The 14,918-nt window shown below is 43.8% G+C and carries 14 protein-coding genes; 11 read left to right on the top strand and 3 right to left on the bottom strand.

Annotated features, from left to right (window positions below; translation table 11 throughout):
- Positions 1 to 7: 7 nt before the first annotated feature.
- The gene (locus CS948_RS13625) at positions 8 to 379 is read right to left on the bottom strand and encodes a polymer-forming cytoskeletal protein (RefSeq protein WP_099292264.1); all 372 of its coding nucleotides are present in this window, start codon (positions 377 to 379) and stop codon (positions 8 to 10) included.
- 285 nt (positions 380 to 664) lie between these two features.
- On the opposite strand from CS948_RS13625, the gene CS948_RS13620 reads away from it, so the two are divergent.
- The gene (locus tag CS948_RS13620) at positions 665 to 1,939 is read left to right on the top strand and encodes a folylpolyglutamate synthase/dihydrofolate synthase family protein (RefSeq protein WP_099292263.1); all 1,275 of its coding nucleotides are present in this window, start codon (positions 665 to 667) and stop codon (positions 1,937 to 1,939) included.
- A 124-nt stretch (positions 1,940 to 2,063) separates the two neighbouring features.
- Here CS948_RS13620 and CS948_RS13615 read toward each other — a convergent pair whose 3' ends face one another.
- Positions 2,064 to 2,681 (bottom strand): DUF1062 domain-containing protein, encoded by a 618-nt coding sequence (locus CS948_RS13615; protein ID WP_099292262.1) that lies wholly within the window; start codon positions 2,679 to 2,681, stop codon positions 2,064 to 2,066.
- Positions 2,682 to 3,108: 427 nt separating this feature from the next.
- On the opposite strand from CS948_RS13615, the gene CS948_RS13610 reads away from it, so the two are divergent.
- The 4 genes from CS948_RS13610 (at position 3,109) to CS948_RS13595 (ending at position 8,011) form a co-directional block, all read left to right on the top strand.
- Positions 3,109 to 3,651: an RNA polymerase sigma-70 factor gene (locus CS948_RS13610; RefSeq protein WP_099292261.1), complete on the top strand. Its 543-nt coding sequence runs from the start codon at positions 3,109 to 3,111 to the stop codon at positions 3,649 to 3,651.
- Positions 3,652 to 3,732: 81 nt separating this feature from the next.
- Positions 3,733 to 4,410 carry a hypothetical protein gene (locus CS948_RS13605; RefSeq protein ID WP_141560953.1) on the top strand — a complete coding sequence of 226 codons (678 nt, stop codon included), beginning with the start codon at positions 3,733 to 3,735 and terminating at the stop codon, positions 4,408 to 4,410.
- Positions 4,411 to 4,428: 18 nt separating this feature from the next.
- Positions 4,429 to 5,409 carry a FecR family protein gene (locus tag CS948_RS13600; RefSeq protein WP_099292259.1) on the top strand — a complete coding sequence of 327 codons (981 nt, stop codon included), beginning with the start codon at positions 4,429 to 4,431 and terminating at the stop codon, positions 5,407 to 5,409.
- A 1-nt stretch (position 5,410) separates the two neighbouring features.
- Positions 5,411 to 8,011: a carboxypeptidase-like regulatory domain-containing protein gene (locus tag CS948_RS13595; RefSeq protein ID WP_099292258.1), complete on the top strand. Its 2,601-nt coding sequence runs from the start codon at positions 5,411 to 5,413 to the stop codon at positions 8,009 to 8,011.
- A 65-nt stretch (positions 8,012 to 8,076) separates the two neighbouring features.
- On the opposite strand, the gene CS948_RS13590 is transcribed toward CS948_RS13595, so the two are convergent.
- Entirely contained in the window at positions 8,077 to 8,553 is a 477-nt protein-coding gene (locus CS948_RS13590) for an META domain-containing protein (protein WP_255302018.1), read from the bottom strand.
- 246 nt (positions 8,554 to 8,799) lie between these two features.
- On the opposite strand from CS948_RS13590, the gene CS948_RS13585 reads away from it, so the two are divergent.
- The 6 genes from CS948_RS13585 to nqrF all read left to right on the top strand — a co-directional run bounded on the left by CS948_RS13585 (position 8,800) and on the right by nqrF (position 14,882).
- Positions 8,800 to 10,155, top strand: a complete 1,356-nt coding sequence (locus tag CS948_RS13585) for a Na(+)-translocating NADH-quinone reductase subunit A (protein ID WP_099292256.1) — start codon at positions 8,800 to 8,802, stop codon at positions 10,153 to 10,155.
- Between the two features lie 83 nt (positions 10,156 to 10,238).
- Entirely contained in the window at positions 10,239 to 11,387 is a 1,149-nt protein-coding gene (locus CS948_RS13580) for an NADH:ubiquinone reductase (Na(+)-transporting) subunit B (protein ID WP_099292255.1), read from the top strand.
- A 68-nt stretch (positions 11,388 to 11,455) separates the two neighbouring features.
- Positions 11,456 to 12,232 carry an NADH:ubiquinone reductase (Na(+)-transporting) subunit C gene (gene nqrC, locus CS948_RS13575; protein ID WP_099292254.1) on the top strand — a complete coding sequence of 259 codons (777 nt, stop codon included), beginning with the start codon at positions 11,456 to 11,458 and terminating at the stop codon, positions 12,230 to 12,232.
- Positions 12,232 to 12,876, top strand: coding sequence for an NADH:ubiquinone reductase (Na(+)-transporting) subunit D (locus CS948_RS13570; RefSeq protein ID WP_099292253.1), 645 nt, complete (start codon positions 12,232 to 12,234; stop codon positions 12,874 to 12,876). The genes nqrC and CS948_RS13570 overlap by 1 nt, the downstream gene beginning before the upstream one ends.
- A 23-nt stretch (positions 12,877 to 12,899) precedes the next feature.
- A complete protein-coding gene (gene nqrE / locus CS948_RS13565) occupies positions 12,900 to 13,523 on the top strand; it encodes an NADH:ubiquinone reductase (Na(+)-transporting) subunit E (RefSeq protein ID WP_099292252.1) in 624 nt (207 codons plus the stop codon).
- A 90-nt stretch (positions 13,524 to 13,613) separates the two neighbouring features.
- The gene (gene nqrF / locus CS948_RS13560) at positions 13,614 to 14,882 is read left to right on the top strand and encodes an NADH:ubiquinone reductase (Na(+)-transporting) subunit F (protein ID WP_099292251.1); all 1,269 of its coding nucleotides are present in this window, start codon (positions 13,614 to 13,616) and stop codon (positions 14,880 to 14,882) included.
- Positions 14,883 to 14,918 lie beyond the last annotated feature (36 nt).

Below are 14,918 nucleotides of genomic sequence, written 5' to 3'. Positions count from 1 at the left end.
GCATTATTTATTTTTCTCCTCCACTTGGCAACTCGCTCTTCCCCTTGTCGACAACCATTTTGCTCTCCCCGTTAAAAGTCGCTCCCGCCTCAACAATCATCGTGCGTGTGGTTATCGTTCCCTTGATTTTCGAGTCTTTTCTCAACACGATAGAGCCTGTCGAAACGATGTCCCCTTCAACTTGCCCGTAAATATCTATACTCGGGGAATTTACCCCTCCGGTCACTTTGGAGGCAGGACCCAAAACCAAACGACCATTGGTCTGCACCGTACCAACGAGCGTGCCGTCAATCCGTATATCTTTCGTCGTCCGGATATCACCTTCCACAACGATACCTTCACTCAAAAGATTCAAGATGGTCTGTACTTCTTTTCCCATATATTCTTTCTCTTAATAAATCATACTACTATCAACACGATATTTTCAGGACTGAAAGTTAGTAAAAATAAATCAAAATACTTCAACCAAACCATGTAACTATTTAAAAACAAATATTATAAAACAACACATATTTACCAAGAAACATCTAAAAAGAGTGATACCCGCACGATGTCCACCAATTAGACGAGAAACAACAAATCGTTTTGCAAGATGATACCCTCATCATATTTTTACTACTTTTGCCCGTTCAATAACGAGAACTTGTTTTAATACAGAGGATATATGAATTACAATGAAACTTTAGAATGGCTGTTCGCCCAACTTCCCATGTATCAACGCGAGGGAAAAGCCGCGTACAAAGCCAATCTGGATAACACGTTAAAACTGGACGAGCATTTCGGTGCACCGCATCACCGGTTCAAAACGATACACGTGGGCGGGACTAACGGGAAAGGTTCCGTGTCACACATGCTCGCTTCTATTTTACAAACAGCGGGATACAAGACCGGGCTATACACCTCCCCTCACTTGAAGGACTTCCGCGAACGAATCAAGATTAACGGGGAAATGATGCCGGAACAATACGTGATTGACTTCGTGGAAGAGAACAAAACTCTTTTCACGGGTATCAAACCTTCATTTTTCGAAATGACGGTAGCCATGGCATTCAAGTATTTCGCCGATCAACAAGTAGACATCGCCGTGATAGAGGTCGGGTTGGGCGGACGGCTCGATTCCACGAATATCATCACGCCTCTGGCTTCCGTGATCACGAATATTTCATTCGACCACATGGCACTTCTGGGAGATACGCTGGAAAAGATCGCCCGCGAGAAAGCGGGAATCATCAAGCCAAACGTTCCGGCAATCGTCGGCACGAGGGATGCCGATACCGATTTCGTGTTTATCGGGAGAGCCAAAGAGTGCGGTACGACACTTGAATTTGCTTCCGACAACTGGAACGCGGAGCGTACCCCGGGTAACACTTACAATCTAAAAAACAAGCAAGGCATCACGTTCGACAACCTGCATCCGGATCTGAAAGGATTGTACCAACGCAAAAACATCCCCGCGGTTTTGGAAACGGTATTGAGTCTACGGGCGCAAGGGATAAACATTTCGGATCAACATATACATGACGGTATAGCGAACACGATTCGCTACACGGGATTACTCGGGCGTTGGCAGGAATTATCCCGTGCCCCTTACACGGTTTGCGACACGGGACACAATATCGACGGGTTGACGGAAATCGCGGCTCAACTGGAAACGTGCAAGTACGAACGCCTCCATTTCGTCATGGGCATGGTGAACGACAAAGACGTGGATAGCGTATTGCATATCTTACCGAAAGACGCGATCTACTATTTCTGTAAAGCGTCTATCCCCCGGGCAATGGATGAGCATGTATTGGCGGGAAAAGCGGCAGCCCACCATTTACACGGTAAAACGTACCCGACCGTCGCGGAAGCATACGCGGCAGCGAAAGCCGCTGCCACTCCCGATGACATGATCTATATCGGGGGAAGTACATTCGTGGTAGCTGAAGTTATCTGACATCACCGGAAAAGCCCCTCTCGAACAAAGCGAAGAACCTCGTGCAAGCTACAGCGGACAAGAGATTTTTCGCCCCGTTCAAGAAGGACTTTTCCGGTAATCTCGAAATAGAAATTCCTAAAAATCAAACGCTACCCAAAGATTTGATACCTTGTAACTTCTCTTTGTTTATCAATACAATATCTCCATTCTTGACTTTATGCTTCTTTATCGGATAGCCTTCGGGGGTAAAAACAGCATCAACTTCAATCATTTGATTTAATTGACTTGCAGATACACCTAAACAATAGCGAATAACGGAGGATAATTTAAGTTCAAATTCAAAACCGGTTTGAATCTTGAATACTACCGATTCATCTCCCGCGTTCAGTATATCATTTATCGAAATATTATCATGCTCTATCTCGTATTCAACACTATTGTAATCAAATTTTACATTGTTTTTCCGTGCCGTTTCGAGCGAGAAAGCATATTCCCAAGCTATATCTTCATCATTGTCCGAAAACTTGGTGAACAAATCTTTTCTTATCAGTTCGGGTTTTGTACGTGACAATATCGTCAAATTATATGTACTGTCACATTCCATACACCTGTAAATCAGCCATACATCAATGTTCTTTTTTTGCGCGTTCATTCTGAATTTGTTGCTGCAATAAAATTTATTACAATTACATCGGTTACATTTTCTTTCTAAAGCGGGAGTGTTTTTAATCTTTATTTCCCATGTATACTCTGTTCTCATGCTCTATACTGTACCTAATATTCTTTGAAAGTCTTGTTATGATTCACGACATCGCGCTACAACACGCGTCCCATGCCCTTCAAAAGAGCAATGCCATGAATAAAAATGAAATAGAAAACCTTTTCAAGTAGAATTACTCGAACGAAAGAATTATTAGCCCGCGGTTTACAGGGCTAAATATTAAACCAGTATAAATCTAAGAATTGTTCTCAAAATGTGGATACTTATAATTTCGAGGTAAAGATAACTGTTTTTTTGAAAACGGTCTTTTCTTCAATAATTATTTGTAACAAATAAACTTAAAAAATTAAATTCTCTATTTTTCCCATTTTCCTATCCCGCGGGTATTACATTTACGTCCTCAAAGTCGGGAGTATCGTGCGACTTGGTTGTATTTATAATAAATGACTATGGAATAAATATTATAATGAAGGAAACAGAAGTTGAATCGCTCCATCATGGTAATCATGAAGCTTTTGAAAATGTGTTTATTACATGTTTCCCAAAAGTCAAATCATTCATTCGCGGCATTATCAGATCGGAAGCAGACGCGGAAGATTTAGCGCAAGACGTATTTATTAAGTTGTGGGTGAACCGGACAACCTTAAATCCGGAGAAACCTCTCGGTCCATATCTTTACACGATGGCAAGAAATTCAGCTTTGAATTTTCTGAAACACAAGCTGATTGAAGACACGTTTATAGACAGCTTCAGCAATTTCAATCCCGTAACAGACAGTTCGGATGAAATCCTATTCGCGAAAGAAATTCAGCTTTTGATAGAAATGACGATTTGCAAAATGCCTGTTCAAAGAAAAAGAATTTATCAAATGAGCCGGGACAACAGGCTTTCCAATAACGAGATCGCACAAGAACTGAATATTTCAAAGAAAACGGTTGAGAACCAACTAAGTCTGGCTTTACAGGAAATCCGGCAAGTTATATCAAGCTTCTTGATATTCTTTCTTTAGCAAGAAAAATACATTTCCGGTCGGGAGCGATACACTACTTGGTTGTATTAATCATGTAAACAACAACAAAAGAAAAATGTTATGAAAGCACGAATAGCAATATCAATAATTATGATTCTTGCATCTGCCTCCCCGGGATTCACCCAAACGGTGGAAAAAAAAGAAAAAATAAACACCCCGACAAAGTTAGGATCGACACGCCCATCAAGTATTAAACCGGAATATTCATACCGGAAGCCACTTCCTTTTCTCTACTCTTATCCCGCCATGACAAGAAGCACACCGACACGGACAGACGTCTACCGTTCCCAACAGAATCCCGTTTACAGGCAATTATCTTTCGCGGGAAACAGGAAACAGATGTTCTACCCCGGAATGGGCAAGTATATTTCTATACACGGGGCTATACGCTGGCAACCGACACAAAAACTGTTTATAGAAACGGGAGGATTATTCAGCAAACAATTTTATTATTCAGCATCCTTGTTTTGGCAGAATATCACGGGGGTAAACGGGAAGATACAATACACTCCGGCAAACCGCATCCGGTTAAATATCCGGGGACAGTACATTTTCGCGAGGGCTCCTTCCCTACACTCTGTTTACAATTCGCTGTTTCCTCACACGGGCACAGGGGCATCCCTATCCATTAACGTGAAAAAGGACACGGACATAAGTGTCGGGGCAGAATATCAATTTGACAATAAATCACAGAAATGGAAAGTGGAAACCTCCGGACGCATTTCTATCGGTTTTTAATGATATAATAATACACCTATGAAAAAGAATTATATCTATCGGGTACTCGATCAGTTCTTTAGCGACTCGTATCTCCCCGCGACAGAAATAAAAATACAAAAATGGATCATCGACGACCGCCGGGCTGCCGAGAAAGATCAGGCTTTACGAACAATTTGGGACAAATTGTCGGCGACTGCGGACGCCGGCACGTACCAGTCTCTCGCTCGGGTAAACGCCGCGATTCAACGCATTGAAAATAAAAAAAGACGTCCAATAACCACACGTGCATGGATGAAATATGCCGCTGTCATAGTTCCGGCACTTCTGCTGTTGGGCGGTTACCTCTACATGACTCAAGAGGTAAAAATGATCACCGTCTTCACTTCCAACAACGAACAAAGGGAATGTACCCTACCGGACGGAACGACGATTCTGCTCAACTCGGGAAGTAGAATCACTTATCCTTCCAAGTTCAAAGATACAACACGCATGGTCACGCTGGACGGGGAAGCATATTTTTCCGTCACCAAAAACCCCACGAAACCATTTATCGTGCAAACCGGTTCGTTACTCGTGAAAGTACTCGGAACGAAGTTTAATATTTCCGCTTATCCAAGAAACGACAGAGCTATAGCGACACTCGACAGCGGAAGCATACAAGTGAAAATAAAACAAGAGGAAAACGACAGCGGGTATATTCTTCGCCCCAATCAACAAATCATTTATAGCAAAATAGACCGATCCGTGCAGGTCAATATTGCCACGGAAAAAAACACAGGTTGGAAAGACGGGTTATTGATATTCCGGAACACCACGTTCAATGATATCACTAGTGCGCTGCAACGCCGATTTGACGTATCCATCGAATATGACAAACAAGATTTCCCCAATGCCTCGTACACGGTGAAGTTCGTTCACCACGAAAGCCTCACGGAGATTTTAGATATATTACAGGACGTCACAGGCGATTTCCGGTACACGATACAAAACAATAAAGTCACACTAATAAAAAAATAATATGCTCTCGTTCAAAATAATCGGTTTATTCTCCATCTTGTTCATCTCAATTATATCGTACGCTCAAGACACCCGAATCACCATCACGGGACAGAACATCTCGATAAAACAAACCTTCGAACAAATTGAAGCCCAAAGCAAATACACGGTTGCTTATAGTCAAGCCAAACTGGACGACCGGAAGAAAATCACGGTTGATATAAAAAACACGGGAATTCAAAAAGTACTTGAACAAATTCTAAAAAACACGGGACTCACGTACAAAATAAAAGGATGGCATATCATTATCGTCCCTCTTTCTCCCGTCCCCCGGAAAGATATCCCCGGACAGACGATAAAAGGCGTGGTTAAAGACGCAGCATCGGGAGCGCCCGTTCCGAACGCGAACGTGATATTATGCCATGTCAATCCACCGGTAGGGACGACAACGGACAGTCTCGGGAATTTTCGTTTCAAGAATATACCCGTCGGCAGATATGATATTCAAGTTTCTTGTCTAGGCTACGAGCCTGTCATGATAAAAGAAATATTACTGACTTCCGCGAAGGAAGTGTATCGTGAGATTTTTCTGTCGGAAAACACGCAAGATTTGGAAGAAGTCGTGGTAAGAGCCAGCATAAACAAGGAACACACGTTGAATCCCATGGCTCTCGCCGGGGGACGCATGATCAGCGTGGAGGAAGCCAATCGTTACGCGGGCGGACTGGACGATCCTGCCCGTCTGGCAACATCATTTGCCGGAGTAGCCCGCGCTCCCGGAAGCAACGCTATCGCCATCCGGGGCAATTCACCTCAGTTTCTGCAATGGAAACTGGAAGGAGTGGAAATCCCGAACCCGACACACTTCGCAGACATGGCAGGCATCGGGGGAGGTCTGTTTTCGGGATTGAGCAGTCAAGTCATGGGCAATTCCGATTTCTTCAACGGGGCTTTCCCCGCAGAATACAACAACGCACTTTCCGGCGTCTTCGATATGTCCGTCAAGAACGGGAATAACGAGCAACACGAACATGCCGTTCAAATCGGATTCTTAGGACTGGATATCGCTTCCGAAGGTCCGATAAACAAGAAATCAGGAAGTTCTTATATCTTTAATTACCGTTTCTTTTCAACCGCGTTGATGGGAGGACTTGCAGCTAACACGGGTATCAATTTTCAAGATTTGACCTTCAAACTGAATTTCCCGACACGCGGGGTTGGTACATTTTCCGTTTGGGGCATCGGTCTGCTTGACATGAATAAAGTCGACGCGGAGGAAAACCGCTCCAAATGGGAAACATACGACGACAGGCAAAAAATAAAGATGACAATGACAAAAGGAGCCGGGGGAATTACACACAGGTATGCCCCGGGTAACGATGCTTACTTCAAGACTTCGTTAGCCGCTACTTACTCGGACAACCATCCGCGGGTAAAACAACTGACCTCCCGGGATGCCTTAACTTATTTCCCTGTTGTAAACATGAAAAGCGCGAATCTGGATATCGTCTTTAATTCTTACTTCAATAAGAAATATAGTTCCGGACACACGAACCGCACCGGTATTACCGTTACCGGACTATTATACGACTTGAATTTCAATTTATCCCCCAATTTCGGGTTAAACAAACCCATGGAAAGAATCGTGAAAGGCAAAGGCGAAGCTATGGTAATATCGGTATACAGTAATTCCATTCTCAAACTCACGGATAAGCTGACAACCAACGTGGGCATAAACGCACAAATGTTCACGTTAAGTTCGAAATGGACGATAGAACCCCGCCTCGCTTTTAAATGGGATTTCAACTCGAAACAGGCATTATCAGTCGCTTACGGGTTACATTCCCGTCGTGAAAAACTGGATTACTATTTTGTACAGACACCACAAACGGGAGATGATAAAGTAAATAAGGAATTGGATTTCGCCAAGGCTCATCATTTCGTGTTGACTTACGATTGGGGAATATCTGAAAATATTCACTTGAAAATAGAACCTTACTACCAAGCGTTATTCGACGTGCCGGTTGAGCCGGAAACATCCTTTTCGATCATCAATCACGATTCCTATTACATGGACAGGCAGCTCGTGAACAAGGGTAAAGGACATAATTACGGGGTGGATATCACGTTGGAACGTTACCTGAATAAAGGCTACTATTACCTGTTCACAGGGTCTGTCTTTAAATCGGAATATCTCGGCGGGGATCACGTGTGGCGGAATACACGACTTGACCGGGGATATATATTTAATGCTCTGGGAGGTAAAGAATGGATGGTTGGGCAAAAACAAGAAAATATATTTAACTTGAACTTTCGTATGTCTTATCAAGCCGGCGACCGTTACACCCCGGTTGACGAAACGAAATCTTTAGCCGAAAAAGATATCACTTATGACGAAACACGAGCATTCAGCCGGCAATTCGCCCCCGCCTTTACCGTAGATTTAGGGATTAGTTACAAGTTAAATAAAAAACACGTGTCCCATGAAATCGGCCTTCAGTTATTGAATTTAACCGGGTACACGGGACAACACGGGCTCCAGTATAACGAACCGAAGAATATGATAGAGAAAAAAAGAGTAAGCGATATATTGCCGAATTTGAGTTACAAAATCCTGTTTTAAACACCCTCCCCCGCCCGATGATATATTTCAATAGATGTTTTGATACATTTAAAAGGGACTTATCGTTACCGACAAGCCCCTTTTCTATCACGAAAAATCAAACTATAAACTATTTTTTTCTTCTTGTCTGCCTTTTCATCCAAGGCCTTAAATACCGCTATCACGTTGTTGGCATCTTTCAGAGTCAGCTTGTCGTTTTTGATCACGAAACTCTTTGTATCTTCCAACACCTTGAAGAACGAAGCCTCGATATCCATATCCGGGCAGGCCATCTTCGTCGCCCCCATCCCGCTAAACGCCAATTCCGACTCGTTCAAATCGTAAGTCCCGAAAAAACGATTGCAACCCGCTTTCCCGGAAACCTTTTTATCGGTGGCGTCAAGAGTAAAGAATACCTCGCTCTGCGCCTCCTTGAATTTAATTTCTTTTCCGTTCAAGCTTTCCGCCACCCACTTCACTCCGGTCAGAGAAACGCTTTCCTTAGCGGATTTACACGAAATCGCCAGAACTGTTATAAAGCAACAAACTATCATACCTTTCATAACTCGATCACTATTTTGGATAATATCATATTAATCATTTTCACACTAATCTCAACAAATACTATGCCAAATAGGAATATACCAATCCGATACTCAAAGCTAAAAAAAGCATTCTATTGCAAGAATTAACCTTTGAATTACTGAATAAATTCAATAATTGATTATATATTTGCACGTATTTTTAAAACACCATTTTTATGCGTGGAAGAGAAATAATTATCTACATATCAAAAATATAATAAAACAATGTCCAAGGTGATAAAACTGAAAAAAGGCCTTGATATCAAGTTGAAAGGAGAAGCGGAAAACGTGGTAAAAAACGTGGAGAAATGCAATCTCTATGCAGTAAAACCGACAGATTTCCGGTTACTTACTCCTAAACTTGCAGTAAAGGTAGGCGACCAAGTGAAGGCGGGCGATGTATTGTTTATTAATAAATACCGACCCGAAGTCAAATTCACGGCACCCGTCAGCGGTACTATCGAAGCCGTCAACAGAGGTGAAAGAAGAAAACTACTGGAAGTTGTCGTCAAAGCGGATGATCAAATCCAATACCGGGATTTCGGGAGAGCCGACGCGAACCAACTTTCCAGAAAAGAAATCATCGAAAAGTTGCTCGACAGTGGTGTTTGGCCTATGATCAAACAACGCCCGTACGACATCATCGCTAACCCGGAAGATATGCCGAAAGCGATATTCGTATCGGGATTTGATTCCGCACCGCTTGCACCGGATTATGACGTAACCCTCGCGGATGAGCTTCCCGCGCTTCAAGCCGGAATCGATTGCTTAAAGAAATTGTGCGAGAAAAACGTGAATCTCAATTTGAGAGAAGGGACTCCTTCCACCTCTATTTTCACGAAACTGAAAAACGTGGACGTGAATTATTTCTCCGGACCGCACCCGGCAGGTAATGTAGGGATACAAATTCACCATTTGAACCCGATCAACAAAGGGGATATCGTGTGGGTGGTAAACGCCATGGATCTTGCCATCATCGGACGGGTATTCACTACCGGTAAATTCAATGCCCGCAAAGTGATCGCCATTGCCGGTTCAGAGGTGGAGAAACCCGCTTACTACAAGACGATCATGGGAGCCCAAATTAAGTGCCTCGTGAAAGGCAATTTGAAAAATCAAGTACACCAACGTATTATATCCGGAAACGTGCTCACGGGTTATAAAACCGACGAGGACAATTATCTCGGGTACTATAATAATATGGTAACGGTTATCCCGGAAGGCGATAATTATGAATTTTTGGGCTGGGCTATGCCGGGCTTCAACAAATTCTCGCTCTCCAAAACCTTCCCGTCATTCTTGTGCCCGAACAAGAAGTATTCGCTGAACGCGAACTATAACGGGGAAGAACGGGCTTTCGTGGTTACCGGACAATACGAGAAAGTCCTTCCCATGGACATTCTGCCCGTGTACTTGCTGAAAGCAGTTTTGGCCGAAGACCTTGATAAGATGGAACAACTCGGCATGTACGAGATTGCACCGGAAGACATGGCTTTGTGTGAATTCGTTTGTACCTCCAAGACTCCCGTTCAAGAGATTCTGGAAAAAGGTATAGAGTTAATGATTAGAGAACTGAATTAATTGACGATTGCAGATGGACGATTTAAGATTCGCTTGGCGACAATAAATCGTAAATCATAAATCACAAATCATAAATTATAAAGATGAATTTCTTACGCAAATATTTAGACAAGCAGAAACCAAAATTCGAAAAGGGAGGCAAGCTGGAAAAGCTTCATTCCGTTTTCACCGGTTTCGAGTCTTTCCTTTTCGTGCCTAATCGCACGACAAGTTCAGGGTGTAACATCAGGGACGGTATCGATTTGAAAAGAACCATGATCATCGTGGTACTGGCACTGGTTCCCGCCTTGTTGTTCGGTATTTACAACGTGGGGTACCAACACTTCAAAGCCTTGGGAGTAGAATCTGGACTTTTCGAAATGTTCTTCTACGGGTTATGGAAAGTATTGCCCATGATCATCGTTTCCTACGTGGTAGGACTGGCGATAGAATTTACCGCCGCACAAATCAGAGGACACGAGATCAACGAGGGATTCCTCGTGTCGGGATTATTGATCCCGATGGTAATGCCGGTCAACGCACCCCTCTGGATGGTGGGAGTATCTACCGCCTTCGCCGTGATTATCGGTAAAGAGATTTTCGGTGGTACCGGTATGAATATCTGGAATCCCGCTTTATTGGCCCGTGCATTCTTCTTCTTCTCCTACCCTTCCATGATTTCGGGGGACAAGGTTTGGATTGCCGGAATGCCCGACGGATTCTCACAAGCTACCCCGCTGGCTGAAGCCTCTCAAGGCTTACCGGCGACCTATGACATGGCATCCATGTTCTGGGGATTGATTCCCGGTTCTATCGGTGAAACCTCCACATTCTGTATTTTACTGGGAGCAATCTTATTGATCGCGACAGGTATCGGCAGCTGGAAGATTATGCTTTCCACTTTTATCGGGGGATACTGCATGGCGTTGTTATTAAACTACACGTTACCGGAAACGAACCCGTACGCCGCAATCACCCCGATCGCACACCTCATCATGGGTGGATTCGCGTTCGGAGCCGTGTTCATGGCAACCGACCCCGTGACTTCCGCTCAAACTGAAAAAGGAAAATGGATATACGGGTTTATCCTCGGTGTGATGGCCATCCTGATTCGTACGCTGAACCCCGGTTACCCGGAAGGTATGATGCTCGCTATCCTGTTGATGAACACCTTTGCCCCGCTTATCGACTGGTTCGTAGTTCAAGGAAACATCAAACGCAGACTTAAAAGAGCCAAACAATTTCAGATTTAAGATTTCATGATTTCAGATTACAAAACATTCATAAATCATAAATCGTAAATCACTAAATCTTTAAAGAGATGAACAAACAAGGAAATACATATACCTTTATCTATTCCATCGTTTTGGTTGTCGTGGTGGCGGCTATATTGGCCGTGGTATCTCTTTCACTAAAACCACTGCAAGATGAGAATATAGAGAACGAGAAAAGACAGAATATACTGAGCTCGGTGAATGTCAATTCAACCCCGGAAACTTCAAAAGAGTTGTTCGACAAAATTATCAAAAGACAATTCATTCTGAATTACAAGGGAGAGGCCATCGAGGGAAATGCTTTTGAAGTTGATATTCCCGTGGAAGGAAAAAAACTTCAGAAAGCCATCAAGAATAGTCCGGAACTGCAAAAAGCGTTGAAAGACGGACGCATGATTGCCGAAGTAATAAAAGACGATAAAGCATTGGCAGATATCAAATTCCCGGTATTTGTCGCTGACGTTGACGGAGCTATCAAATACATACTTCCGGTTTACGGGGCAGGACTTTGGGGGCCGGTATGGGGATATCTCTCCTTGAACGAAGACAAGAACACGGTTTACGGCGTGCTGTTCGACCACAAGGGAGAAACTCCCGGGTTAGGAGCCGAAATTACCCAACCGTTCTTTAAAGAGCAATTCAAGAGCAAGACGATCTTCGACAACTCAACCCTAAAAGCAATTACCGTGAAAAAAGGCGGAAACGCTACCGGAGCCCACGAAGTAGACGGTATTTCGGGAGGAACAATCACGTCGAAAGCCGTTGAAACGATGATTGCCGATTATCTAAAATGTTACGAACAATTCTTAAAACAAATACAGTAATGAGCGATAAAGAAACATTATTTTCAGCCAAGAACCGGGGATTATTACTCGGTCCGTTGAACAAGGATAACCCGGTACTCGTGCAAGTGTTGGGTATATGTTCTGCTCTCGCCGTGACGGCAAAATTGGAACCCGCCATCGTGATGGCTCTTTCGGTAACGGCAGTAACGGCATTCGCTAACGTGATCCTTTCGTTGCTACGGAACACCATACCGACACGTATTCGTATTATCGTGCAATTGGTGGTAGTTGCCGCTTTGGTAATTATGGTAGACCAAGTTTTAAAAGCGTTCGCTTACGAGGTTAGTAAACAACTATCCGTATTCGTCGGCTTGATCATCACGAACTGTATTATCATGGGACGTATCGAGGCTTTCGCGTTAGCAAACAAACCGTGGCCCTCTCTGCTTGACGGTATCGGCAACGGTTTGGGATACGGTCTGGTACTTGTGATCGTGGGCTTCTTCCGTGAATTACTGGGTTCCGGAACTCTGTTCGGTTTTAAAGTTATCCCCCAGATATTCTACGATTGGGGATACCAGAACAACGGGTTGATGATCCTCCCCCCGATGGCTTTGATGCTCGTAGGATTGATCATTTGGGTTCAACGCTCAAGGAACAAAGAGTTGATAGAACAGAAATAGTGAACTAAAAAGAAAAATAGAATATGGAAAATCTATTAAATATATTTGTCCGGTCTGTATTTATCGATAACATGATCTTCGCCTACTTCTTGGGTATGTGTTCATACCTTGCCGTATCGAAGACCGTGAAAACATCGTTCGGATTGGGTATTGCCGTTGTATTCGTGCTATTGATTACCGTTCCGGTAAATTACCTGCTCGATAATTTCGTGTTACAAAAAGGAGCTTTAGCGTGGTTATTGGGAGAACAAGCTGCCGCTAACATAGACTTGAGCTTCTTGAGTTTCATCATGTTTATCGCGGTCATCGCCGCTATCGTGCAATTGGTTGAAATGGTCGTGGAGAAATTCACTCCCGCGCTTTACAACCAATTGGGTATCTTCCTCCCGTTGATCGCGGTGAACTGTGCCATCATGGGTGCTTCCTTGTTCATGCAAGAGAGAGGATACGCGAATATCGGTGAGGCCACGGCATTCGGTTTAGGTTCAGGTATCGGTTGGTTGCTCGCTATCGTGGGTATCGCCGCCATACGCGAGAAACTGAAATATTCCAACATCCCCGCCCCGCTTAGAGGTATCGGTATTACCTTTATCGTGACCGGATTGATGGCTATTTCATTCATGAGTTTCTTGGGTATTAACCTGTAAGATAATTTTTGATTTATGATTTTTGATTTCAGATTATTTCATCTCAGCAAATCAAGAATCGTAAATCGTAAATCATAAATACAAAATAAGATGATTTTATTAGCAATAAATACAACAATTGTCCTGTCGGGGATCGTGGTGTTTCTCATCGTGACACTGCTTCTCGTGGGTATGCTTTTGTTCGCGAAAGCTAAACTTACCCCCAAGGGAGAAGTGAAAGTCAGCATCAACCAAGGCGAAAAAGAATTAGTTACCGAGCCCGGCTCCACGCTTCTTGCCACACTCGGGAACAACAAGATATTCCTTCCCTCCGCTTGTGGTGGAAAAGGTTCTTGCGGTATGTGCCGTTGTCAGGTAGAATCAGGCGCGGGGTCTATACTCCCGACCGAAACAGGGTTCTTCTCGTACAAACAACAGCACGATAACTGGCGTCTGGCTTGTCAGGTAAAAGTGAAGGAAAACATCGAGATGAGCGTTCCGGAAGAAGTACTCGGTATCAAGAAATGGGAATGTGAAGTGGTTTCCAATAGAAATATTTCCACATTCTTGAAAGAATTTGTGGTAAAATTACCGGAAGGCGAAAACTTGAAATTCAAATCGGGTGGATATATACAAATTGACGTACCCGCCCTTGACGTGGATTTCAAAGACATGGATATTGACGAGAAATACAAGGCTGACTGGGAACGTATGAAGATGTTCGATCTGAAAATGCATAACCCGGAACCGACTTACCGCGCGTATTCCATGGCTAACTCTCCGGCAGAAGGCAACATTATCATGTTGAATATCCGTATTGCGACTCCCCCGTTTGATAAAGCTATAGGTGGATTTGCCAACGTGAACCCCGGTATCTGTTCTTCTTTTATCTTCACGCGTAAACCGGGAGATAAAGTAAACATTTCCGGCCCTTACGGGGAATTCTTCCTGAGAGATACCAACAACGAGATGATGTTCATCGGTGGTGGTGCCGGTATGGCTCCGATGCGTTCGCATATCTTCAACTTGTTCCACACGATGCACACGGATCGTAAAGTAAGTTTCTTCTACGGTGCTCGTGCCCTGCAAGAGGCTCCCTACGTGGATGAATTCAACAAGATTCAAGCAGAGAACCCTAACTTCCATTGGACGCTGGCTCTGGATAAACCGGACCCCGTGGCTGATGCAGCCGGAGTAGCTTACACGCCGGGATTCGTGCATCAGGTAATCTATGAAACCTACTTGAAAAACCACGAGAACCCGGAAGACATCGAGTATTATCTCTGCGGCCCCCCGATGATGATCGCAGCCGTAACCAAAATGTTGTACGATTTGGGTGTACCCGATGAAAACGTGATGTACGACAACTTCGGAGGATAAACCAAATTCCTTCAATCATAAAAAGAAAAACAGACC

Origin of the sequence: Butyricimonas sp. Marseille-P3923 (assembly GCF_900184685.1) — a bacterium.
In the GTDB taxonomy this organism is placed as follows: Bacteria; Bacteroidota; Bacteroidia; order Bacteroidales; family Marinifilaceae; genus Butyricimonas; species Butyricimonas muris.
Note: the sequence above shows the minus strand (reverse complement) of the source record. Positions and strands in the feature narration are given on the sequence as shown.